Origin of the sequence: Chryseobacterium turcicum (genome assembly GCF_021010565.1) — a bacterium.
GTDB classification, from domain to species: domain Bacteria; phylum Bacteroidota; class Bacteroidia; order Flavobacteriales; family Weeksellaceae; genus Chryseobacterium; species Chryseobacterium turcicum.
Genome location: NZ_JAJNAY010000001.1, coordinates 1623009 through 1648121 on the forward strand (window position 1 = coordinate 1623009; position 25113 = coordinate 1648121).

25 protein-coding genes are annotated in these 25113 nt (G+C 31.9%); 16 read left to right on the top strand and 9 right to left on the bottom strand.

Going from position 1 to position 25113, the window contains the following annotated elements; all coding sequences use genetic code 11:
* Positions 1–51 precede the first annotated feature (51 nt).
* From LO744_RS07355 to LO744_RS07405, 11 genes are all read left to right on the top strand, one after another.
* Entirely contained in the window at positions 52–555 is a 504-nt protein-coding gene (locus LO744_RS07355) for a GbsR/MarR family transcriptional regulator (protein ID WP_230668440.1), read from the top strand.
* Positions 556–645: 90 nt separating this feature from the next.
* Complete coding sequence (locus tag LO744_RS07360) at positions 646–1023, top strand: hypothetical protein (protein WP_230668441.1); 378 nt, start codon at positions 646–648, stop codon at positions 1021–1023.
* Positions 1024–1080: 57 nt separating this feature from the next.
* Complete coding sequence (locus LO744_RS07365) at positions 1081–1425, top strand: hypothetical protein (RefSeq protein ID WP_230668442.1); 345 nt, start codon at positions 1081–1083, stop codon at positions 1423–1425.
* Between the two features lie 7 nt (positions 1426–1432).
* Positions 1433–1834, top strand: coding sequence for a hypothetical protein (locus LO744_RS07370; protein ID WP_230668443.1), 402 nt, complete (start codon positions 1433–1435; stop codon positions 1832–1834).
* Between the two features lie 215 nt (positions 1835–2049).
* Positions 2050–2832: a fatty acid desaturase gene (locus LO744_RS07375; protein WP_230668444.1), complete on the top strand. Its 783-nt coding sequence runs from the start codon at positions 2050–2052 to the stop codon at positions 2830–2832.
* Positions 2833–2931: 99 nt separating this feature from the next.
* Positions 2932–3381, top strand: coding sequence for an SRPBCC family protein (locus tag LO744_RS07380; protein ID WP_230668445.1), 450 nt, complete (start codon positions 2932–2934; stop codon positions 3379–3381).
* 32 nt (positions 3382–3413) lie between these two features.
* Entirely contained in the window at positions 3414–4136 is a 723-nt protein-coding gene (locus tag LO744_RS07385) for a YqjF family protein (protein ID WP_230668446.1), read from the top strand.
* A 172-nt stretch (positions 4137–4308) separates the two neighbouring features.
* Positions 4309–5205 carry a TIGR01777 family oxidoreductase gene (locus tag LO744_RS07390; RefSeq protein ID WP_230668447.1) on the top strand — a complete coding sequence of 299 codons (897 nt, stop codon included), beginning with the start codon at positions 4309–4311 and terminating at the stop codon, positions 5203–5205.
* A gap of 842 nt (positions 5206–6047) precedes the next feature.
* Positions 6048–7490, top strand: coding sequence for an alpha-L-fucosidase (locus LO744_RS07395; RefSeq protein ID WP_230668448.1), 1443 nt, complete (start codon positions 6048–6050; stop codon positions 7488–7490).
* A 39-nt stretch (positions 7491–7529) separates the two neighbouring features.
* Positions 7530–7724: a hypothetical protein gene (locus tag LO744_RS07400; protein WP_230668449.1), complete on the top strand. Its 195-nt coding sequence runs from the start codon at positions 7530–7532 to the stop codon at positions 7722–7724.
* Positions 7725–7883: 159 nt separating this feature from the next.
* On the top strand, positions 7884–10547 hold the full coding sequence (locus LO744_RS07405) for a glycoside hydrolase family 3 N-terminal domain-containing protein (protein ID WP_230668450.1): 2664 nt from the start codon (positions 7884–7886) through the stop codon (positions 10545–10547).
* Between the two features lie 69 nt (positions 10548–10616).
* Here LO744_RS07405 and LO744_RS07410 read toward each other — a convergent pair whose 3' ends face one another.
* Positions 10617–10991, bottom strand: a complete 375-nt coding sequence (locus tag LO744_RS07410; RefSeq protein WP_230668451.1) for a hypothetical protein — start codon at positions 10989–10991, stop codon at positions 10617–10619.
* Between the two features lie 142 nt (positions 10992–11133).
* On the opposite strand from LO744_RS07410, the gene LO744_RS07415 reads away from it, so the two are divergent.
* The 4 genes from LO744_RS07415 (at position 11134) to LO744_RS07430 (ending at position 14789) form a co-directional block, all read left to right on the top strand.
* Positions 11134–11397 carry a hypothetical protein gene (locus LO744_RS07415; RefSeq protein ID WP_230668452.1) on the top strand — a complete coding sequence of 88 codons (264 nt, stop codon included), beginning with the start codon at positions 11134–11136 and terminating at the stop codon, positions 11395–11397.
* Positions 11398–11560: 163 nt separating this feature from the next.
* On the top strand, positions 11561–12949 hold the full coding sequence (lpdA, locus tag LO744_RS07420) for a dihydrolipoyl dehydrogenase (protein WP_230668453.1): 1389 nt from the start codon (positions 11561–11563) through the stop codon (positions 12947–12949).
* A gap of 313 nt (positions 12950–13262) precedes the next feature.
* The gene (locus LO744_RS07425; RefSeq protein WP_230668454.1) at positions 13263–13877 is read left to right on the top strand and encodes a PH domain-containing protein; all 615 of its coding nucleotides are present in this window, start codon (positions 13263–13265) and stop codon (positions 13875–13877) included.
* 99 nt (positions 13878–13976) lie between these two features.
* Positions 13977–14789, top strand: a complete 813-nt coding sequence (locus LO744_RS07430) for a patatin-like phospholipase family protein (protein WP_230668455.1) — start codon at positions 13977–13979, stop codon at positions 14787–14789.
* Between the two features lie 112 nt (positions 14790–14901).
* On the opposite strand, the gene ade is transcribed toward LO744_RS07430, so the two are convergent.
* From ade to LO744_RS07470, 8 genes are all read right to left on the bottom strand, one after another.
* Complete coding sequence (gene ade / locus LO744_RS07435) at positions 14902–16527, bottom strand: adenine deaminase (protein ID WP_230668456.1); 1626 nt, start codon at positions 16525–16527, stop codon at positions 14902–14904.
* A 66-nt stretch (positions 16528–16593) separates the two neighbouring features.
* On the bottom strand, positions 16594–17028 hold the full coding sequence (locus tag LO744_RS07440; protein ID WP_230668457.1) for a hypothetical protein: 435 nt from the start codon (positions 17026–17028) through the stop codon (positions 16594–16596).
* 64 nt (positions 17029–17092) lie between these two features.
* Positions 17093–17614, bottom strand: coding sequence for a hypothetical protein (locus LO744_RS07445; protein ID WP_230668458.1), 522 nt, complete (start codon positions 17612–17614; stop codon positions 17093–17095).
* Between the two features lie 6 nt (positions 17615–17620).
* A complete protein-coding gene (locus tag LO744_RS07450; RefSeq protein WP_230668459.1) occupies positions 17621–18340 on the bottom strand; it encodes an ABC transporter ATP-binding protein in 720 nt (239 codons plus the stop codon).
* 84 nt (positions 18341–18424) lie between these two features.
* A complete protein-coding gene (locus LO744_RS07455) occupies positions 18425–19009 on the bottom strand; it encodes a hypothetical protein (RefSeq protein ID WP_230668460.1) in 585 nt (194 codons plus the stop codon).
* A gap of 705 nt (positions 19010–19714) precedes the next feature.
* Positions 19715–20842 carry a sensor histidine kinase gene (locus LO744_RS07460; protein ID WP_230668461.1) on the bottom strand — a complete coding sequence of 376 codons (1128 nt, stop codon included), beginning with the start codon at positions 20840–20842 and terminating at the stop codon, positions 19715–19717.
* A 335-nt stretch (positions 20843–21177) separates the two neighbouring features.
* Complete coding sequence (locus LO744_RS07465) at positions 21178–22521, bottom strand: sigma-54-dependent transcriptional regulator (RefSeq protein ID WP_230668462.1); 1344 nt, start codon at positions 22519–22521, stop codon at positions 21178–21180.
* A gap of 16 nt (positions 22522–22537) precedes the next feature.
* A complete protein-coding gene (locus LO744_RS07470; RefSeq protein WP_230668463.1) occupies positions 22538–23578 on the bottom strand; it encodes a PDDEXK nuclease domain-containing protein in 1041 nt (346 codons plus the stop codon).
* A gap of 289 nt (positions 23579–23867) precedes the next feature.
* Between LO744_RS07470 and LO744_RS07475 the strand changes: the two genes are divergently transcribed.
* Entirely contained in the window at positions 23868–25109 is a 1242-nt protein-coding gene (locus LO744_RS07475; RefSeq protein WP_230668464.1) for an efflux RND transporter periplasmic adaptor subunit, read from the top strand.
* Positions 25110–25113: the final 4 nt, after the last annotated feature.

The following is a 25113-nucleotide window of genomic DNA, read 5'->3' on the forward strand; positions in this document are numbered from 1 at the left end:
AAATTCAAAAGATATAATTACATTTGTAATAGAAATTAGAAAAACAAAGAAATGCAACTTTCAGAAGCCAAAGAAAAATATATTCAAACTTGGGGAACTTTCGCAACCAATTGGGGAATTAATCGTACAATGGCGCAGGTTCATGCTTTATTGTTGGCGAGTGATAAAGCGCTCTCAACCGATGAGGTGATGGAAGGATTAGAAATTTCTAGAGGAAATGCCAATATGAATTTACGAGCATTGATTGATTGGGGAATTGTAAGAAAAGAATTTATAAAAGGTGACCGAAAAGAATATTTTGTAGCAGAAAAAGATGTTTGGTATTTGTTTAAACAAATCACAAAAGAACGTCGGAAAAGAGAAATAGAACCGGTAATTGCTTTTTTGGAAGAACTTAAAGAGATTGAAGACAAAGATTCTGAAGGAGCAAAAGAGTTTATTAAGCTGATGGAAGATTTTAGCTCTGTGACTGGGAAAATTAATAATATTATGGACCTCGCCATCAAAAGTGATGACCATTGGTTAGTCGGAAAGATTACCAATTTATTAAAATAGAAAGGACTTCAAAAATCCTTTTTTATTTCAAATAAAGTTTCAAAAATTATTGAAAGTATAGTAAGTTAAAATAATTAAAAAACTAAAAACATGAAACTGAATATTTTAAAAATCGAAGTGGCACTTCAAACCATCTTAACCTTAGGGTGCCTTATTTACTTAATCATAGATTACAATAACCAAGCTCTAGCATCAGATTTTTTTATTGCGCTTTTCTTTATTGGAGCTGCAAATCAGTTGGGATTTTTAATTAGAGTCTTTACCGTCGCTAGTAAATTTCATCGATACTATTTTTTCGGAGTTATTTTATTTTTTATTTTATTGTATTTTTTGAGTTCAATGTATGCCAATTCTAATATTGATTTTGTGATGTATTTTATGGGAATTGGCGGTATACTTTTTAACATTTACTATCTGATTTACGGATTTTATATCATTAAAAATTATGAAGCAAATAAGAAAGAATAATTTTTTTTTTATTTCAATTAATGTTTCAGAAATTATTGAAAATATAATATTTATAAGATGTACAATATTGTTTCATATTTATTATTCCTCGCTATCAGCTCTTATATAACGGTTGATGTAGGACGAAGATGTTTCAATTCAGGAAAAATATATCTGGAATATCTCATCAAAGACAAAGATTTTTGTTTAACGGTTAATCGAATTTTACTCGCAAGTTATTATCTTCTTAATCTCGGTTATATCGCTATCAATCTAAGTTTCTGGAATAAAATTTCAAATATAGAAGAGCTTTTAACCAGCGTTTCCACTCGCATCGGAATCATCGTTTTAATCCTTTGTGCATTACATTTTACCAATATTACGACACTTTATCTATTAAGAAAAAAATTAACAATAAAATAAAATTATCATGACTGCAACTATCCTTACCCAAACGTACAACTTCTCAGCGTACATGATTTACTTACCTATTGTCATCACTTTAACAGTGCTTGTTTCTCAATTTCTGTTTAAAAATTCAAAAACCTTTATGATTGATATTTTTCATCAGAAACAAGACATTGCAATGGCAACCAACTCATTGTTTAAAATCGGATTTTATCTTTTAAATATTGGTTTTGCACTGTGTATTATCGAGTTTTTTCAAATTGAAACTGTTGAAAGATTAGTTGTTGCGTTAAGCAAAAAAATCGGCGGATTCTCAATTTATCTTGGAATTATGATGCTTCTGAATCTTTTATTATTCTTAAAAGGCCGTAAACATGCGATGAACAAAGACAAAATCAAAGACGAAGAAATTATAGAATCTTAAACTTTAAAATCAATTATTATGAAAAATTTAATCATTCATTTATTCCTCATATTTTACTTTGGAGGAAATAAGAAAACAACTTTTTAAAACTTAATACCATGAAAACTTTTATTAGATATGATTATATTCAAATATCTGTTGCTGTTTGCTTTATACTCTTTTTAGATTGATAGTTTTGGCAATAATGATAGGTTTAAATTTCTAAAAAAATCAAAATGAATCACCTCGAACTTACAAAAAAAGTAGAATGGAAAGACCTCAAAAAACTTTCCATCAAAGAAATGTTGATAGAAAATAATATCTCTTTACCGTGGCTTTTTATTTCTTTATTTTTAGCTTACAAAGGATATTATTGGGTAGCACTTCCGTTTTCGGGTTTTTATTTTTTAACAGCTTTAAGACAGGTTCACAATGGATTTCACAACTCATTGGGAACGGGGAAATTGCTGACTTGGCTTTCGATGTACCTCAACAGTATTTTAATGATGGCATCTATTCATGCCGTGAAATTTAATCACATCAGGCATCATAAATTTTGTCTTTCAGAAGAAGATTACGAGGGTAAATCTGCCTCAATGAAATGGTACGAAGCAATTTTGTACGGTCCGAAACATCTATTTTTAATCCATTGGATGACATTTAAACTGGCCAATAAAAACTACAAAAAGAATATGTTTTTAGAACTCATTTCAATTGGCGTTTTTGTGTTTGTAGTTTTTTATTTTAAAATTGATTTTTTAATGTATCACATTTTAATCATGTTTTTTGGTGAATTTTTAATGGCTTTTTTTGCCGTCTGGACCGTTCATCACGACACTCATGAAAACCCCAATATCGCACGAACACAACGTGGATTTTGGAAAAATAAATTAACATTTAGCATGTTTTATCATATGGAGCATCATCTTTTTCCTGCTGTTCCTACCATAAAATTACCGGAATTGGCAGATAGAATAGATAAAGTTTTACCCGAACTGAATAAGAAACAAACATTTTAAAAGTTTTAAAATAAAGTCCCAAAGGGACGGTTTACCAAAGGATAGGATGAAATCCTATCAACCATCAACCATCAACCATTAACCATTAACAATGAAAAAATGTCAAAAATAATTCTAAATACAATCATTCAAGCGGATATCAAAACCGTTTTCGATTGTGCAAGAGATATTGATTTGCATCAAAAATCAACTTCAAAAACGAATGAAAAGGCAATTGCTGGAAGAGCTTCAGGCTTAATCGAACTGAATGAAACTGTAACCTGGAGAGCAAAGCATCTCGGATTTTATCAAACCCATCAGTCAATAATTACAGAAATGGAAAAACCTTATCGATTCACCGATGTGATGTTGAAAGGAAGGTTTAAATCATTTAAACATCAGCATCTTTTTAAAAAAGAAGGTGAAAAAACGATAATGACCGATATCCTCGAATTTGAATCTCCATTGGGAATAATCGGTAAAATATTTAATGCTATATTTCTAAAAAATTACATGAAAAATTTTCTTTTGCAACGCAATAAATTAATCAAAGCCACCACTGAACAATAAATCCCGAATCCCGAATCTCAAACCCAAAAGCTATGAAATTCCTAAAAGCCGAATGGCGAAAATTAGCCATCATCAATTACGAAATTAATCCTGATATCTTATTGAAATACCTTCCGAAGGGGACGGAATTAGATTTTTATAATGGAAAATGCTATGTAAGTTTGGTAGGTTTTATGTTTTTAAATACCAGGTTATTGGGGTTTTCTATTCCTTTTTACAGAAATTTTGAAGAAGTGAATTTAAGATTTTATGTCAAGAAAAAAGAAGGTAAAGAATGGAAAAGAGGCGTTGTTTTTATTAAAGAGATTGTTCCGAAATATGCCTTGAGTATTGTTGCCAATTCTGTTTATCAAGAGAATTATAAGACTCGAAAAATGAAAAATGAGATGCACTACAGCGACAGTAATCTTATTGTAAAATATTCATGGAAAGAAGAGCACTGGAACTCTATTCAGATTAATGCTGAAAGCAAATCACAAACTATGGAAAATGATTCGGAATTTGAATTTATCACCGAACATTACTGGGGTTTTACAAAACGGGGAAACAAAACCTCAGAATATGAAGTTTGCCATCCAAAATGGGATTGGTATCCTGTGAAAGACCATCATTTGGAAATAGATTTTAAAAAAGTCTACGGAAAAGACTTTGAATACCTGAATCACCAAAAACCGCTCTCCGTAATGCTCGCAGAAGGTTCTGAAATAGAAGTTCATATGAAAAAGTATTTAGCTAAAGAGCCAAGTAGAAAGTAAAGCCAAGTAGAAAGAGCCAAGTAGAAGTTTATTTACATTATTTTCTTTCACAAGAAAATCTTTGATTTTCAATCTAATGTGTTCTAAAATATCCTCAATCAATTAAACTAAAAACTAATGTGACTTATGTGGTTAAATCCTCAATCTTAGCCTCAACCTTAACCTAAAAACTATGAAAATAATCATCGCTGCCGGAACCGGTTTCCTCGGAAAAAACTTAGAACAGTTCTTTACTGAAAAAGGAAACGAAGTCTATATTTTAACTCGAAATCCGAAACGTAAAAACGAAATCTTTTGGGATGCAAAATCTTTAGGAGACTGGAAAGAATCACTTGAAAATGCTGATGTTCTCATCAATCTTGCAGGAAAATCTGTTGATTGCCGATATACAGACGAAAATAAGCTTGAAATTTTTAATTCAAGAATTAACAGCACAAAAGTGCTTCAACAGGCAGTTGACAATTGTATCAATAAACCAAAAGTATGGTTGAATGCAAGTTCGGCAACCATTTATACCCACTCTGAAAAACATTTAAACACTGAAGAAAACGGAATTATTGGAGATGATTTCTCAATGAATATTTGTAAAAGCTGGGAAGATGAGTTTTTTAAAACTGAAAACAAAGATGTCAGAAAAGTTGCGCTAAGAACATCGATTGTTTTGGGAAATAATGGTGGCGCATTTACCAAATTGAAAATGATTACAAAATTAGGATTGGGTGGAAAACAGGGAAGAGGAAACCAAAATGTAAGCTGGATTCATATTGAAGATTTCTGCAGAGCCGTCGAATTTATAATTGATAATGAAAATCTTTTAGGAAAAATCAATATTACTGCGCCAAATCCTTTGCCTAACGAAGAATTGATGCAAAAGCTGAGAAAAGAAATGAAAATTCCTTTCGGTTTAAATGCTCCAGTTTGGCAATTGGAAATAGCTTCCATATTCTTAGGAACCGAAACCGAATTATTACTGAAAAGCCGAAATGTTTACCCCGAAAAACTCATTCAAAATGGTTTTGAGTTTATTTATCCGACGGTAGAGACTGCTTTTCAGAACTTAATAAAATAAATTTTACATTGAGTCCAAACAGAAGTATTTGTGTTCAAAATCAATTTACATTTAATTGAAATAGGGGTGTTTGCTCTTAAAATCATTATATATTAAGTCCAAACAGGGTTGTTTGTATTCAAAATCAGTATACATTTAATTAAAACAAGGGTGTTTGTACTCAAATGCAAATCTGTTTTAATTAAAATAGATGTGTTTCAAGTCATCCGGAATTCCATTTTAGTTAAAACAGGAGTGTTTATATTCTCACAGCTTTCTGTTTTAATACGAACAGGGTTATTTATGCTTTCCCGTAATTCCTTTTTATAACGTGAACTCGATTATACTTCAGCTATGAGCTATAATGCTTTTTCACGCAAAGTTTTTATTTAAACTAATCTTTATTTTGAGGAGCAAAGAGTTGCGACAAGTCGCTGATTAAGCTAGCTTCATAAAATCAATTTTATTGATTCATTCTTTGCACCTTAAATTTCGGAGATATAGTATTTAAATCTTTGCGTAAAAAAAACAAAATTTCATTTTTTCACAAAGTATTGTAAAGAAAAACTATCAATTTTGCGTTCAAAAAGTTATAATTGCACAGATTTAACAGATTAAAAACATAGGAATCAATCTGCTAAATCAGCAAAATCTGCGAGATAAACTATTTCCATATAAATTTAAAAAAGTTTGATGATAACGACACTCCCACAAAAAAATCTTTGATTTTTAAACTTCTGTGTTCTAAAATATTCTCAATCTATTAAACTAAAAACTCATGTGACTCATGTGTCATAAACTTTTGTGCCTTTTGTGGTTAAAAATTTATGGTTAAACATTAAATTAGCAAAAACTAAACTTCAATGTTCATCAAACCAAAAACGAAAACTCTTTTTCTCTCATCATTACTCATTTCCTCTACTTTTTTTTCGCAGGCACACAATGTTTCCGATGGTTACCAAAAACCTACAGACCCTTTAGTGATTCAAAATCTCGAAAACTGGCAGGATTTAAAATTTGGTTTGTTCATGCATTGGGGAACCTACAGCCAATGGGGAATTGTAGAGAGCTGGAGTCTTTGTCCCGAAGATGAATCGTGGACGCAACGTAAACCTGAACATGGAAAGTCGTATAATGAATATGTAGAAAACTACGAAAACTTACAGAAAACTTTCAATCCGACACAGTTTAATCCACAAAAATGGGCAGATGCAGCGAAGGATGCAGGAATGAAATATGTGGTTTTCACGACAAAGCATCATGATGGATTTGCCATGTTTGATACGCAGCAGTCTGATTATAAAATAACTTCTCCAAATACTCCTTTTTCCAAGAATCCAAAAGCAGATGTGGTGAAAGAAGTCTTTAATACATTCAGAAAAGACGGTTTTAAAATAGGAGCTTATTTCTCAAAACCCGATTGGCATTCTGACGATTATTGGTGGTCTTATTTTCCGCCAAAAGATAGAAATGTGAATTATGACCCTAAGAAATATCCTGAAAGGTGGAATAACTTCAAAAATTTCACTTTTAATCAATTAAATGAAATCACTTCAAACTATGGTAAAGTTGATATTCTTTGGTTAGATGGAGGTTGGGTTCGTCCGTTTCATACGATTGACCAAAATGTAGAATGGCAAAGAACCATCAAAGTGGAGCAAGACATTGACATGAATAAAATTGGTACGATGGCTCGCAAAAATCAACCTGGAATTATCGTTGTAGACCGCACCGTTCCAGGAAAATGGGAAAATTATGTAACTCCAGAACAAGCCGTTCCCGAAAAACCGCTTACCATTCCTTGGGAAAGTTGTATTACAATGGGCGATTCGTTTTCGTATGTTCCAAATGATAATTACAAATCATCTCAAAAAATCATTGAAACTTTAGTTAAAATTATTTCTCGAGGTGGAAATTACCTGATGAATATTGCTCCCGGACCGAATGGAGACTATGATGCAGTAGTTTATGAAAGATTAAAAGAGATTTCAGGTTGGATGGATGACAATCAATCTGCAGTTTTTGCAACGAGAAGCGTAGCTCCTTACCACGATGGAAATTTTTATTATACGCAAAGCAAAGACGAAAAAACAGTGAATGTTTTCCATTTGGATGATAGCAAAAACTATCAGTCTCCATCAAGTTTAAGCTTTCCAATTCCTGAAAATTTTAAACCAAAATCATTGAAGGTTTTAGGATTATCAAACAAAATTCAATGGAAAAAATCGGGGAATTTAATTGAGATCACTTTGCCTAAAGAAAGAAGTCAATTGAAATATTCAACGGTAATTCAAATCAATCAGTAATTGAATTTGTAAACTACTTTTAACTGAAAGGATAAATATATGGATGTAAATTTTTTAGGTCTAATAGGTAGCTTAATAAGATTAAGTTTTGTTTATAAATTTAATTTTAATAAACAGCGAGAAGCTTCGAATCAAAATTTTGAAAAGGAAGAAAAAAGAGATGTTTTAATTGGTTTAATTGCTGTCATAATCTTTTTAACATGTGGAGTTTTAGCTTACGTGGTTAATTGGTAATTTTTGCGGGAATAACCACATGAATATTTGTCTTATTTTTAGAAGGTGCTGAATTTTTATTTTGGAATTTTATCTAAAAATTCAATCTTATCCAGAGTCTTAGGAATTGGTTCTTTTGTTTTAAGACAAAAGAACAATAATTAAATCAAATTATTTACAATGCATTTTAAACTTCGATTTAAAATTATAGGAATTTCATTGTTGAGTTCGGTATTTATTTCCGCTCAAAAGCCTTTATATAAAGACCCAAAACAACCTGTTGAAGCCCGTGTTCAGGATTTGTTGAAACGCATGACCCCTGAAGAAAAATTCTGGCAATGCTTCATGATTCCCGGAGATTTAGATAATGTTCCGAAAGGTCAATATGCTCATGGAATTTTCGGATTGCAGGTAAGTGCGGGAAATCAAGGTGGTGGAGTTGCCGGACAATTATTGAAATATAATGCGAATGAAGACGCGGAAAGACTAGCGAAAAAAATCAACGCCATTCAAAAATATTTTGTGGAAGAATCTCGATTGGGAATTCCGATTATTCCTTTTGATGAAGCTTTACACGGCTTAATGCGAGAAGGAGCGACTGCTTTTCCTCAGGCGATTGGTATGTCTGCAACCTTCAATTCTGAGTTGATGAAAGAAGTTTCGACGGCGATTGCCAAAGAATCGAAATTGAGAGGAATTCGTCAGATTTTAACTCCGGTTGTCAATTTGGCGAGCGATGTCAGATGGGGAAGAACGGAAGAAACCTATGGTGAAGACCCATTTTTGACTTCCGTGATGGGCGTAAACTTTGTGAGTTCTTTTGAAAATATGGGAATTATTACTACTCCGAAACATTTTCTGGCAAATGTGGGTGATGGTGGAAGAGATTCTTACCCGATTCACTGGAGTAAAAGATATTTGGAAGAAACGCATTTAATTCCTTTTCAAAAGGCCTTTAATCAAGGAAAAAGCCGTTCAGTAATGACATCTTATAATTTGCTGGATGGGCGACCTTCAACGGCAAATCATTGGCTATTGACCGAAAAATTAAAAAATGAATGGAATTTTAAAGGTTTCATAATCAGTGATGCAAGTGCGGTTGGCGGAGCAAATGTTCTGCATTTTACGGCAAAAGATTATGATGATGCTTCTGCACAAGCTATTAATGCAGGATTGGATGTGATTTTTCAGACCGAATATCAACATTATAAATTGTTTATTCCGCCGTTTTTAGATGGGAGAATTTCTAAGGAAAGAATTGATGATGCAGTAGCGAGAGTTTTGAGGGCGAAATTTGAACTCGGTTTGTTTGAAAACCCTTATGTTTCTAATCAAAATATTGAGGAATTAAAGAAAATAAATCATAAACCTTTAGCGGAAAAAGTAGCTCTTGAATCTTTTGTGTTGCTTCAAAATAAGAATCAAACGCTTCCAATTTCTGAAAATGTGAAAAAAATTTTGGTAGTCGGAACGGATGCTGTTGATGCAAGATTAGGAGGTTATTCCGGGCCAGGAAACAAGAAAGTGAGTATTTTAGATGGAATTAAAAATTTCGTTAAAAATAAAAATGTAAAAATCACTTATTCAAAAGGAATCGATTGGAATTTAAAAGATTTTGTAACTATACCCACTGATTTTCTGTCTTTCGAAAATCAAAAAGGATTGAAAGGAAATTACTTTTCTAATTCTGATTTAAAAGGTAATCTGGCTTTTGAAAAACAGGACGAACAATTAAATTTTAAATGGACATTATATTCTCCGAATCCTGAAAAACTTCAACCCGATAATTACAGCGTTCGTTGGACAGGAAAACTAGAAGCTCCGAATTCAGGAAAATATCAATTGGGTCTTCGCGGAAATGATGGTTTCCGATTATTTTTAAATGGAAAATTGTTGATTGATAATTGGGAGAAGTTGAGTTATTCAACAAAAACAGTTGAGCTTGATTTTATGAAAGGTCAAAAATCTGATATTGTTATTGAGTTTCATGAAAATAGGGGAGAAGCAAATATCGAATTGATATGGAATTATGGTTTGAATGATGAGCAAAAAGATTTTAATGATGCTTTAAAATTAGCTCAAAATGCAGATTATATTATAGTTACAGCCGGAATTCATGAAGGAGAATTTCAGGACCGTTCTTCATTAAGTCTTCCTGGAAATCAGGAGGAATTTATTCATGAAGTTTCAAAATTAAATAAACCAATAACAGTGGTTTTAGTTGGTGGCTCTGCGATAAAAACAACGGCTTGGAAAGATAAAGTCGGAGCAATTTTAGATGTTTGGTATCCAGGAGAAGAAGGTGGAAATGCGGTTGCAAAAGTTCTTTATGGAGCTGAAAATCCTTCAGGGAAATTGCCGATTACGTTTCCTATTGAGGAAGGTCAGTTGCCTTTAACGTATAATCACCATCCGACGGGAAGAGGAAATGATTATCATGATTTGAGCGGCGAATCATTGTATCCGTTTGGTTTTGGATTGAGTTATACGACTTTTGAAATCTCTGGTTTAACATTAAATCAATCAAAATTTTCTAAAAAAGATACGATTGTTGCTAAAGTAAATGTGAAAAATACAGGCTCAAAAGCCGGAAGTGAAGTTGTTCAGTTATATGTTAAAGATTTGTTGGCTTCAGTTTCGAGACCAATTATTGAGTTGAAAGGGTTGAAAAAAGTACAGTTAAAACCGGGAGAATCTAAACAGATTTCGATTGAAGTTCCTGTAAAAGAATTACAGTTTTTGGATGAGAAAATGAACTGGAATGTAGAAAAAGGAACGTATAGGATTTTTGTAGGGAATTCTTCAAAGAACTTGCCTTTGAAGCAGAATATTGAGGTTGAATAGATTTATCTATCACAATAAACATTTGAATATATTTAAACTTTAATGCACAGACTGTTAGTAGTTTGAATATTATACTAATCTACATGGAACTTCTAAATCTTCTGTAATGTAATAGCTGCAACATAAACGATGATAACCATCGGCGATAATCAATCCATTTTGTCCCCTTACCAATAAAATAGGTGATAGTTTTTTGTTTTTCGCTACTTTTTTTAGATTTTCTTTGACATGAATATTACTTTCGGGGAGTAAGGTAAGTTTGCTGGCTCTGAGAATGTCTTTAGATTTTTTTGTGATGGTAGGAGCTTTTTTGAGTTCTTCTACAATTTTTTGTGCCTGATTTGAGGGAAAAAGAAGTTCCAAAAAATCTTGTGCTGCAGGAAAATCATGTTCTTCGGGTTCTTTCAGCCAAATATTATCTTTAGTTAAAATATTTTTTTTCATAAAAAATGTATTATAAATTTAAGATACAATAAAAAGGAATTAGTTTACAATTAAATTTAATAATTGGTATGATATCTGTAATATTCACTTTGAATCCGAATGAAATTAATTGGTTTTAAAATCATTCTAAAATTTAAAAGTCATGAAAAAGTTATTCATATCAACCGTTTTATTAGTGGTAATGTCGACAAGTGTTTTTGCACAGAAACATCCAACTCCGCCACCGCATCCTTCGAAAACCGAATTGTATAATAGTAAATCGCGTGAACTTGATAAAAGATATAATACAGAGAAAAAATTGATTCTGAACCACCCATTGGCAACAAAAAAAATGAAACAAGACCAATTGAAAGCTTTGAATGTAAGATATCAAAATGAAAAAAAACTGTTGCGAAGTGTAAAATAATATTTGATAAATAAATTGAAATAATAGAGAAGAGAATGCTTAGGTATTCTCTTTTTTCATGATGATTTTAAATCTAATTTCTCGATTAAAGCAATATAAGAACTGCTTTTAGAAGTATAAAAATCCAATATTTTTCCTTAAATTCGCATAAAATTTTAAACTAATGAATTACGATATTATTGTTATCGGGAGTGGTCCTGGTGGATATGTTACTGCAATCAGAGCGGCGCAATTGGGTTTTAAAACTGCAATTATCGAGAAAGAAAATCTAGGAGGAATCTGCCTTAACTGGGGATGTATTCCTACAAAAGCTTTGTTGAAGTCGGCTCAGGTTTTTCATTATATTAATCATGCGGAAGATTACGGTTTAAATAAAGTAGAAGCTAGTTTTGAGTTTCCAAACGTAATCCAAAGAAGCCGTGGTGTAGCGTCTAAAATGAGCAAAGGAATTGAATTCTTGATGAAAAAGAATAAAATCGATGTTATTTTAGGAACTGCAAAAGTACAAAAAGGTAAAAAAGTTTCTGTAACTGATAAAGAAGGTAAAGTAACTGAATATTCTGGAACTCACATTATCTTGGCAACAGGAGCTCGTTCTAGAGAATTGCCAAACTTGCCACAAGACGGTAAAAAAGTAATCGGATACAGACAGGCATTATCGCTTCCTGAGCAACCAAAATCTATGATTGTTGTAGGTTCTGGAGCAATCGGAGTAGAGTTTGCTGATTTTTATAACACAATGGGTACCAAAGTAACTGTTGTAGAATTCTTACCAAACATCGTGCCTGTAGAAGATGAGGATGTTTCTAAACACTTAGAAAAATCTCTGAAAAAATCAGGCATCGAAATTATGACAAACGCTTCTGTAGAAAGCGTTGACACAAGCGGAAATGGTGTGAAAGCTACTGTGAAAACTGCAAAAGGAAACATTACGCTTGAAGCTGATATCTTACTTTCTGCTGTTGGTATTGCTGCAAACATCGAGAACATTGGTCTTGAGGAAGTAGGAATTCAAACTGATAAAGGTAGAGTTTTGGTTAATGAATGGTACGAAACTTCAGTTCCTGGATATTATGCAATTGGAGATATTATCCCTACTCAGGCTTTAGCACACGTTGCTTCTGCAGAAGGAATTACTTGTGTTGAAAAAATCAAAGGAATGCACGTTGAGAAAATCGATTATGGCAATATTCCTGGTTGTACTTACTGTCACCCGGAAGTTGCTTCTGTTGGTCTTACAGAGAAACAAGCTAAAGAAAAAGGTTACGAAATCAAAGTGGGTAAATTCCCTCTTTCTGCAAGTGGAAAAGCGACTGCTAACGGAAATACAGATGGTTTCATCAAAGTAATTTTCGACGCTAAATATGGAGAATGGTTAGGTTGTCACATGATTGGTGAAGGTGTAACTGATATGGTTGCTGAAGCAGTTGTTGCTAGAAAACTAGAAACGACTGGTCACGAAATCATCAAGTCTATTCACCCGCACCCAACGGTTTCTGAAGCAATTATGGAAGCTGCTGCTGCGGCTTATGGTGAAGTGATTCACATTTAATTTTCACTTTGTCAAAGTTGAAAATCTTTGACAAAGTTTAATCATATCAAAACCACAGATTTTGTCTGTGGTTTTTCTTTTTGGTAGATAATTTTTTTTATTTGAATATTCTAAATACATCAGAATAAAAAAATCTATGGTCTTAGTTAAGTGTTAACGCCTTTGTGAGCCTTAAAAACGGTTTGATAGAAAAAAACTCTATGCACTCTGTGTTTAACTTATATATAATAATTAGAATTTTACTCACGTTATATTTTATCTCAGTTATTTTCTTAATTTTATTCACTTAATAAACTACAAATTAAAATAAATTATGTTCAAAAAATTAGCTGCAGAAGCTTTAGGATTGGGGGATATCGGTAAAATTATTCCTTCTCAGGATTACGACAAAGTAGATTCTGATGATTATATTTTATCGGAAGATAATGAGAAAATTTTCTTTTTAATTAAATCTAAAAGAGATGAATATTGTTTTACCAATCGTGCTTTGATTCACATTGACGGAGCAAGTGCGATTGACAGAAAAAGAATTTTGAGAAGATACGAATATTATCAGTTCCCGTTTTCAAATGTAGCTTTGCAGACTGCCGGAACAATTGATTTGGATGTTGAAATTTCATTCAATATCGGAAATGTTCCATTAATGATTAGCGTTGCAAAAGGTCAGATTGACCAGCTGAAAGACCTTTATAAAGCACTTTTAGCTATTCAGCAGGAGGTTCATCATAATCATTCTTTGCTGAATTTTTCAAATGACAGTATACAGAAAGCAATTGGCAGTGTTGCCTCAGGAAAACAGGAAAATGTCTCAAAAAGCCAGGAATTAAAGGCAATCAACGAATATATTTTCGCTTGGAACACCAATAGTTTTGACAGATATACCCAAAAAGATTTCTCGAAAATTTTTGAAAAGTATATTAATAATTAAGATTTTAATATTAAAGATATAAAAAGCCACAGAGAAAGTCTGTGGCTTTTTGTTTTGATAATCAACAATTTTTTGATTGTTTAAATAGATTTTTCACCAATGTTTTCTTACATTTATGTAATGAATTTTGAAAAAACAGGATTGGTTTTGTCTGGTGGTGGTACCAAAGGTATTGCTCACGCTGGTGTGCTGAAATTTTTGAGCGAACAGAATATTGAGGCCGATATTCTGGCTTGTTGCAGTGCCGGTTCTATTGTGGGATGCCTTTATGCCATCGGAAAAAAGCCTGAGGAAATTTTAGATTTCTTTCAGTCGGTCTATTTTTTTAATTGGAGACATTTTACATTTAACCAACCGGGGTTGGTTTCTTCTGAGATTTTTAATGCCTATCTGAAACCTATTTTCAATGATATGAAGATTGGAGACCTTGATAAAAAAGTGAAAATTGTGGCAACTGAACTGGTTGGCGGAACAGAAAAAATTTTCGATGAAAATTTTTTAATAACAGATGCTATTATTGCTTCATGCTCGATTCCGGGAATTACAACGCCTTATATTTTAGGGGAAGAAATGTTCTGTGATGGCGGTGTTTTAAATAATTTTCCGGCAGATATTATTCGTGATGATTGTGATAAACTGATTGGGGTTTTTGTATCGCCACCCCACGATATTAAAATCAACGATTTAAAGTCAATTAAAGCCATTGTTTCCAGGTCTTATGATTTGCTTTCATATCGTATCGAAAAGGTTAAATTTGAATATTGTGATTGGTTTATTTCGTCTCAGGATTTATCGAGCTACGGAACTTTTGAAAGGAGAAGAGACCGTTTAGAACAAATATTCAATATTGGGTATCGTGCTGCCAAAGAAAGTTTCGCAGAAAGTAATTATTTTACAGGAATGAAAAATTAAGTGATTTATAAGTAAAAGGTAAAAAGTAAAAGGTAAAAAGAGCCAAGTAAAAAGTAATTTTGCATCTATCATCTATCATCTATCATCTATCATCTATCATCTATCAACCATTTTAAACAAAAACATCCGTAAACTCAAAGCTTTTACCATTAAATAATCCTTTATCACTCAGTTTCAATTCAGGAATTACTAAAAGCGCCATAAAAGATAAACTCATGTAAGGAGCTCTCAGCTTGCTTCCTAATTCTTTTGCTCTTCTGTCTAATTTAATGTAGGATTCTGCGACTTGCTCAGCAGGAAGATTGGTCATAATTCCTGCAATGGGTAATTCTAAGACCATTTCTTCAGTTTGTGTCGAAAGAGAGATTCCTCCTTTAGCTTTAATAATAGCATTTACAGCTTTACAAATATCAGCATCATTTGTTCCGACCACAACGATATTATGACAATCATGAGCTACACATGATGCGATGGCACCCTCTTTTAAACTGAAATTTTTAATAAATGCAACGGCTACTGGAGCATCGTTGTAACGATTAACGACAGCAATTTTCAGAATATCTTCATCTGTATTTGATTCAGCATATCCATTGATGTTTAAAGTACTTGCTTGGATTTCATGCGTGATAAGTTGACCGTCTAAAGCTTCAATCATACGAATTTTTTCGCCCTCACTTTTAATTTTAAAATCAGAAGGTTGTTTTATGGTACAGTGGAAATTATTGACAATTTCAGATTCAATAGGTTGAATGAATGAATTACCGTTTTCAGCAACTAAATCTCCGTTGATATACGTTTTTAAAACAGTAAAATCTTCAGTATTATCAATTTCAATAAAATCTGCATTATCCCCAATTTGCAATAAACCGATGGGCAAATTATAATGATGAATCACATTGTAAGAAGCTGCACGAAGAACATTGTATAAATCGTGACCTTCTTTCAAGGCACGTTTCACATGGTCATCAATATGAGACTCGATTAAATTATCAGGATGTTTGTCGTCGCAACAAAACATAATCTGCTCCGGAAAGTCTTTCAATAAAGGGATTAACGTGTCGAAATTTTTCGCAGCACTTCCTTCTCTTATCATGATTTTTACCCCATGTTTTAGTTTCTCTAGCGCTTCATCATAACCAAAGCACTCATGGTCTGTAGATATTCCGGCATCGAAATAATTTGTCATGGTTTCGCCCATCAATCCGGGAGCATGGCCATCAATAGGCTTATTGTGTTCTTTTGCGAAGGCAATTTTCTTTAAAACCTCATTATCTTTGTAAATAACGCCTGGGAAATTCATCATTTCAGCTAAATAAACAATTTCCTTTCTGCTCAATAATTCGTTAATATCATTAGAATCTATAACTGCTCCTGCCGTTTCGAAATTTGTTGCAGGAACACATGATGGAGCCCCAAAATAAAAATGAAAAGGAACTTGTCGCGCATTTTCAATCATATAATCTACACCGGCAACACCCAAAACATTCGCAATCTCATGAGGGTCTGAAATGGTTCCGACGGTTCCGTGTTTTACGGCAATTCTGGCAAATTCTGACGGAATGAGCATACTGCTTTCAATATGTACGTGAGCATCGATAAATCCCGGTAAAATATAGGTGTCTAAAGTCTCTTCAATTCTTTTTATGGAAGCTATTTTTTTGTTTGAAATAATAACTTCTGCAGGATAAATATCTTTAGCGATGATATCGATTAAATTAGCTTTTACCGTAAATTCCATTTGTTTTATTTAAATAAATAATTCCTAATAGTGAAATTAGGAATTATTTTTAGATTTTATTTAAAATTAATTTTTAACAATTTGCGCATCTTGTTTTACCAAAGTTTTGCCGTTTCCATCAATGACAACTAATGTGTAAGGTGCTTTTTTTGCTGAAGCAGTAAGGTAATTTCTCCAAACCTGATACAGCGTTCCGTTATTGTTGAATTCAAAATAATAATTTCCTCCCGAACCATCTGGAATTAACTCTCCATCACTAATAATCATGCTTGGTTTAGCAGTAATTTTTGTATTGGCTCCCCAAGATTGGTAGAGATAGTTTCCGTTGGGCTGTTTGTCGATTCTTACTTTAAATTTTTTGGTTTTAATGATAACCGTTTTTGGAACATTTTGATAGTAAGCTGTTCCATTATCTTTTTTGGGAGTGGGATTTAAATCATGTGCCGAAATCAGAGAAAACTGAGCAATACATAAAGTTCCTAATAATAATTTCTTAATCATTTTGATTTGTTTTTAAAATTACAATGTTGGAATCAAATTTAAAGCCAATAAAAAATAGAGGAAACTATTTCTTTTTACTTTCGTTAATAATATTTATAATTTCTTGTTTATCAATGCTATTTTCTAAAAGTCTCCCGCCATCTTGTATAATCTCCTTTTCAAATTCCCATTTTACCCAATCAAAAATATATAATTTGGTATATGATGTTAAAACTTCTTTCATATTACTATCGTCAGTAGATGTTAAAGTTATTTTCTTTTCTTTTACTACAAAAATTGGTATATTACTTTTTAAATAAACTTTAGTTTTTGAATAATTGTCTGAATATTTAAACCAATATGAAGTCAAAACGGCAACACTAGGCTCTTCATCTTTTATTTGTATTTTGTTAATATCTATTCCAGTACGTTCATTTGTACCGTGCCCAACTTGGAAAATTTGAACATCTTCTTCATTTGCATTAGTTTTATTATTAATAAAATTGACTTCGTTAATTATATCTTGCTTAGCTATTTGAGCATAAAAAACAGCTGATGAAAACAGATTTAGTAATAAAATTAAAGAAAGAGAAGATTTTAAATTCATCTTAATTTAAGCTTTAGTTTCAACCTTAAACTCCAGCGTATAACTCGCAAAAGCCTCTTCCAAGCTATTAAATTTTCCTTTAAACTCTTCAATATTACAATCCTGAAGAATATTTCCTTTATGAATCAAAATCACGCGGGTACACAGCGCTTCAACTTCCTGCATAATATGTGTAGAAAGCAAAACGGTTTTCTCTTTACCAATCTCTTTAATCACGTTTCTGATTTCAAGAATCTGATTGGGGTCTAGTCCATTGGTCGGTTCATCTAAAATTAATAAATCTGGCTGATGAATAATGGCTTGCGCTAAACCAACTCTCTGTTTGTATCCTTTAGAAAGCTGACCGATTTTTTTAGATTTTTCGGGAGTAATTCCTACCAATTCTATTACCTCATCTACTCTTGCTTCAGAAATTTTGTGAATATTGGCAACAAATTGTAAATATTCTTTCACGTACATCTCTAGATAAAGCGGATTGTTTTCAGGAAGAAATCCAATGTTTTTTTTGCTTTCAATCTCGTACTCCGAAATGTTTTTTCCGTTAAAGATAATTTCACCTTCATCAATTTTCAATGCACCGACAATAGATTTCATTAATGTAGATTTTCCGGCTCCGTTTGGACCCAAAAGACCAATGATTTCACTTTTATCAATATTGATGTTGATGTTATTGAGAGCAGTCTGCTCACCAAATTTCTTTGTTAGATTAATTACCTGAAGCGACATAGTACAATGAGATATTTTCACAAAAATAGAAATAAAAAACTCATTCGGGAAGAATGAGTTGATATATATTGTGAAAAACGAAATTTATTTTCTTTTTTTCGTAGGTTTTACCGGAGTTTTGGTTGCTGGTGCAGTGTAATTCTGGGTGTTATTTACCGAGTTTTGTACGGTATTATTTACAGGATTTACCGGAGTTTGTTTTACAGCTGTTTTATAAAGTGCTGCTTTGGGAGTTCCGATACCAAATATTTTATCAATCTGTTTTTTGTTTAAAAACTGAGATTTTCCTACATATTTTTTATTCTTATTGATGTACTGAATAATCTGTACGGTAGGTTGACCGTAGTTTTTCTCATACTGTAGCTCAATAATATCGTTGGGAAGTTCTAAAGAAATATTTCCAGTAGGCTGGTCTATAAAACCATCAGTAATCATTTTGTAAAGCTCTTGTACATCACCATTCATATCGTTAAATGAAAATGACCTAAAAGTGTTGAGATTACTGGTGTTGATGTCCTGATAATTAAAAGTAAATTTATTATCTTTTTTATATAAGCCGACAGAATTGTCTTTTCCGATTTCTATTAATGTTTCATTTTTAAGAACCTTTATTTGTGAAAATACAGAGATTCCAGAGAACAAAGTGAGGAGTAAAATTATTTTTTTCATGCTATTGTAAGTTTAATATTTTGGTTTATAATGCTATTTTACAGATAGAATTATAAACACTATTTCTTTTATAAGGCAAAAATAATGTTTTTTTTTAATTTGCTTTTAACGAATTATTATGCAAATCGTAATATGTCACAAAAGAAAATGATTTTAAAATTAGGTTTGTTTTTGGTTATTAGTAGTTTTTTCATCTTTAGCAGATGATATATTATAGTTTATAAATTAGTTTTTTAGTTTATGATACAAGAGTTTTATTTAAGCTTTCTAAAAATAGATTGATATTTTTAATTTTAGTTTTTTAGGTGTAAAATATGACTGTTGAATAAGGTTTGTTTTTCGGTTTTTAGTTTTAATGTGTTTAAATACAGTATTTTATGGAATTTTGTTTTTGTGTAAAAATTTAATTAAAATTTAATATTAAATAAAAAATAAACTAGTTAGTTATAAATATCTGTGAAAAAATTACTCATCAAGCAACAAACTATTTTAATTTAACTTAATAATTTGCGCAAATAACAAGAGAATGAATATTTGTATTTAATAAATTTTTTAAATCTATTCAACTCTTGAAAATTTATTGCATATTATCCTGCCTAATAAAGAAATGCAAATAAAATACCATTTTCAATAAATTTTCAATAAAATGACAATCTTGTTTATCCATAAAAATAATCTCATTTTTTAACCAATTTAATAAGATGCTTATTTTAAAAACCAAATTTCAAACCGGCTTCCTTTTTCCAAAGGCTTATAATTCAAATAACCTTTATGAGCTTCAATAATACTTTTACTGAGTGTTAATCCTATTCCGGAACCACTGATTCTTGTAGTAAAAAACGGAAGGAAAATTTTATCTTTAATTTCGTTTGGAATACCTATTCCATTATCTTCTACGCTTAAAAGAATACGTTTGTTCAGAGTTTTTATTTCTGTTTTGATGATTTTTTTTGAATTATCCGCGACGGCATAGATTGCATTGAGATAAAGATTGATGAGACATCTTTCAATCATTTTCTGGTCTGCAAAAATAGTTTGATTCTCTAATGAGTTGATGATTGTAATATTATTTTTTTCAAATTCTGGTTTCAGAAAATTAAGGGCAGATTCTACAATATGAGTTAAAGAAATTATTTTAGAAACCGGTTTTGGCAACTCTGCAACCTGTCTGTAATCATCCACGAAATTCAGCAATTGTTTCGATTTTGAATTGATAATCATCAAGCTTTCCTTCATATCTTGTTGGTCTTCTTTTTCGATGATTTCCTGATTGGCAATGTATTCCAAATTTTGAATCAAACTGTTGACTGGCGTCAAAGTATTGAGAAGCTCATGAGAAATTACTTTCATCAGATTGTTCCAAGCCAGTTTTTCTTTTTGCTCAATAATTTTCTGAACAGACTCTAAACTGATAATGCAGAAGCGGTTTTTTATATTTTCAACCTTTTTGGTCCTTAGAGAAAATGACTGTTTTGTATTTTCGTTAATTGAAATATCAAAAAATTCCTGAGAGTTTTCGTATCCCGTTTTTTCAATTATTTTATAAAAATTAGGGGTTTTATTTTCATAAAGATTCCAGGAATTATACTTTGGAATTTGTAAGATTTCCAGAAAAACAGGGTTTACATAAAAGACTTCCCACTGATTATTTTTTTTGGAAAGAATCATTAACCCAATTTCTAACTGACTCAAGATTTCTTCATACAAAAGCTTGTACGAAGAATGTGAAAGATGCTCTTCCTTACTTTGATAATAGAGTTTTACAGCGCTATCAACTAAACTATTTTCTTCATTTTTCGGAAACAAGGAAAAATCTTTTTTCTGAATTGCCAAAAGTATTTTTTCGGTTTTTTGAATATAAGACAACGCTAATGTCTGAGCAAAAAAGATGCATCCAATAGTTATACTGCTAAATAAACCGAAGTTAATCCACTTGCTTTGCATATAAAAATCAAATGAAAAAATCCCACTGATTATTGCCAGCAGAATAATTATTAGCCAGATTATTTTATTTTTATTCATTATTAATTTATATGAATGTCCGTTTATTTATCTAAGGCTTCGACAAGCTCAGCCTGACAATGTTTAAAAATTGACATTTAGTATTAGATTTGTCACACTGAGCTTGTCGAAGTGTTTCAGTATTATCAATTTTAAAATCCATCAATTCACAATTCAAATTTTTCCATTCTTCTGTAAAGTGCAGCTCTTGATAATCCTAAATCCTCAGCCGCCAAAGAAATATTTCCACGGTGTTTTTTTAACGCTTTTTTTATAAGAATTTCTTCCATTTCTTCGATGTTCAGATTGACGATTGTGCTTTCAGATTCTTCATCTTGAGGCATCAGTAATTTCAGATTTTTCTCGTTAGAAAGAATGACACTTCTTTCTATACAATGGTCTAGTTCGCGAATATTTCCCGGCCAAGAATATTTTTTAAGCTCATGGAGAATCGATTCATTTAAACTTAAATCAGGCTTGTGATATTTCTGTTTGTATTTTTCCAGAAAATAATCAGCAAGATTAGGGATATCTTCAATCCGTTCTCTCAAACTCGGAATTTGCAATTCTACAGTATTGATTCTATAATATAAATCTTTTCTGAATCTATTTTCAGAAACTGCCTTTTTGAGATTTTCATTGGTTGCAAAAATAAATCTTACGTCCAGTAATCGTTCTTTACTTTCTCCCAGTCTAGATAGTTTTCTATTCTGAATTAAGCTTAATAATTTAGTCTGAAGATGAAGGGGAAGGTTTCCGATTTCGTCAAGAAAAACTGTTCCATTTTCTGCATTTTCTATTTTTCCGGCGTAATCCTGATGAGCATCTGTAAACGCACCTTTTTTATAACCAAAAAGTTCAGCTTCAAAAAGATTCTCAGAAAGACTTCCCAAATCGATGTGAACGAATGGTTGATTTTTTCTTTCAGATAATTCGTGGATATGTTCTGCCAAAACATATTTTCCGGTTCCGTTTTCTCCTAAAAGCAAAACGTTTGCGTCCGTTGCAGAAACTCTTTCAATTTGGCTCATCACTTCTTTCATTGATTGAGACAGAGTCTCCAACTGATATTGATTAGTTTTTAGACTGATGTTTTCCCATTGATTCAGTTTTTTATTCTTTCGAGAAATATCAACGGCTAAATTTACAGAAGCATATAGTTTTTCGTTATTCCAGGGTTTCAAAATAAAATCTGAAGCTCCGTTTTTTAAAGCTTCTACAGCCAATTCAACTTCACCGTAAGCGGTCATCAGAATAATCGGAAGTTGTGGTTCCAGAGTTCTGATTTCCTGCATCCAGTATAATCCGTCTTTTCCGTTTTCAAAACCTTTCCGGAAATTCATATCCAAAAGAACAGTGTCAATTTGATGTTCAGACAAAAATTTTATAATGTTTTTTGGTTGACTGAGACAACTTACTTCCGTAAAAAATTTCTTGAGCCAGACTCTTGCCGAAAATAAAATATCTTCGTCGTCATCCACAATTAGTATATGAGATTCTTTTTTTCGCATTTTTAAGATAATAAAATTATAATAATTTTTTTCGCTCAAAACGTTCTCTTGCTTCGATTAGAGCTACATGTAATTTTCTTTCGAGTTCTTTTTTTGATGGTAATTCAGTCCAATATTCAGAAACTATAATTCCGTCTTTGTGCATTTCCAATAATTCTACTTGTTCTTTGCTGCTTTCAGCACAAAGTATTAATCCTATTGGAGTTTCTTCTCCTTCTTGACGTTCATTTTTATCAAGCCATTTTAGATATAATTCCATTTGACCTTTATGTTTTGCCTGAAATTTCCCCAATTTTAATTCGATTGCCACGAGTCTTTTTAAAGAACGGTGATAAAATAAAAGGTCAAGATAAAAATCTTCACCATCGATAATCATTCTTTTTTGACGTTCCACAAAAGCAAATCCTTTCCCTAATTCTAAAATGAATTTTTCTAATTCTGAAAGAATAGCAGTTTCAACGTCTTTTTCTAAATAACCATTTTGTAGCCCTAGAAAATCTAAAAGATAAGGATCTTTAAAAGTATTGATGGGGAAATTTTCATTTTGAGTTACCTGAATATTGACAATTTCGGTGCGTTCAAATGCTTTGCTGGCAATTTGTTTACGAAGCTCTCTTTTTCCAAATTTTCCTTCGATAGATAATTGAGCATAAAATAATTTGGCTTCATAAGTTTTCAAAGGGAGTAATTCTGTAAAATGTGACCAACTCAATTGTGTAGCCAGTGGCGACACAATTTCTAATTCTTGGAATTGTTCTGCAAACTGCATCATTCGTCTTACGTTCCTTTCAGTAAAATTACGCCCATAATGATGTTCCAATTGTGTCGACACTGTCGGAACAATTTGTTTTCCATATTCTGCACGTTGATTTTGGAGAATATCATCATTGATGCGTTTTCCAACCTGCCAAAATAAAACGGTAAGTGTGCTGTTGGCTTGCATTGCTACCTGATGGCGGCTTTGCTCTATCAATTGTGATAAATCAACAAACAGTTTTTCATTTGAAAATCCCGATTGATTATCGGTTGATTGTAAGTTTTGTGATTTTTTAGCCATAATTTTTAATGGTCATTTGGTTTCAATCATTGTAATTTAGCAATTAATTTCTTGAGAGCTTTCTAATGTCATTAAATTGTTTCAAATAGTACTTAATTCTAAAATTATTTATCAATTATAATTCATCATTTATACTCAATGTGTCCATTTTCGCACAAAAAGTGTTCGATAATGAACAGTTTTAAAATTTATTAATTAATATGTAATCACATTTACAGGAAGTTATAAAGTCTTAAATCTCTGGCAAGTGTATTGTGTAATTAGTTATAAATAAAGATGTTATCTAAATATGGATACGAAAATAGTAAAAAAGAAATCTAAACTAAAATTAATATTAATTATCCTTGCTTCAGTTTTGGGAGTTTTTGTTTTTGGGTGGTATTTTCTCAATCAGAAAAAATCGTATAATGTAAAATCAGAAGATATTACAATAGATGAAGTAACGAATGAGAAATTTGAAGATATGTTGATGTTGACTGCACAAACACAGTCTCTCAACTCTTCTCTGGTAAATGTTTTGGAAGGTGGTGCAGTAAAAGAAATTTTTGCGGAAGATGGTCAGATGCTGATGAAAGGTCAACCAATTGCGCGAGTTTATAATCCGAATACAGAATTTAATTATCTGAATCAGGAAACCGGAATTATGCAACAGATAAGCCAAATGAGGAGTTCGCTTTTGGAACTGAAAAATCAAGAATTTAATCAGGATAAAGAATTATTGCAATCACAAAACGATTACAATACAGCTTTGCAGACTTATAATCTTCAGAAAAGATTGTATGAAGCAGAAATCGGAAAGAAAACTGATTATGATGTGGCTCTTCAAAATCTGAACTATCAGAAACAAAGAAAGCAAATCGTAGAAAAAGGAAGTTCAAATGAAAAGGCCTCGAGAAATTCCCAGTTTGCAGCTATTAATAATTCTATCAACCAAATGGAAAAAAGTCTGAATATTTTGAAGTCAAATAAAAATAATTTCCTGATTATGTCGCCGGCTTCAGGAAGATTATCGTCATTTAATATTTCTCTTGGGCAAAACTTAACAACTGGAGAAAGCATCGGAAAAATAGATTTGATGGGCGGATACAAACTGATTGCCAAAATTGATGAATATTATATCAATAAACTCCAGGTTGGTATTAAAGGAAGTTTGGATAACAACGGAAAAGAATACGAAGTGATTGTCGCTAAAATTTTACCGGAAGTAAAAGACGGACAGTTTTCTGCAGAGCTTAATTTTGTTGATGTAAAACCTGAAAACTTGAAAATAGGAATGACCTTCGGGGTGAAACTGAAATTGTCAGCCGATACACAAAGTATGATGATTCCGAAAGGGAATTTCTATAAAGACACCAACGGAAAATGGATTTTTGTAGTGAAAGGCAACAAGGCTGAAAAAAGAAACATCAGTTTGGGAAGAGAAAATCCGATGTATTATGAAGTGGTTTCAGGTTTGAAACCGGGCGAAAAGATTATTACTTCTGATTATTCTGAACTGAAAAAATATGAAATTCTTGATATTAAAAAATAAATAA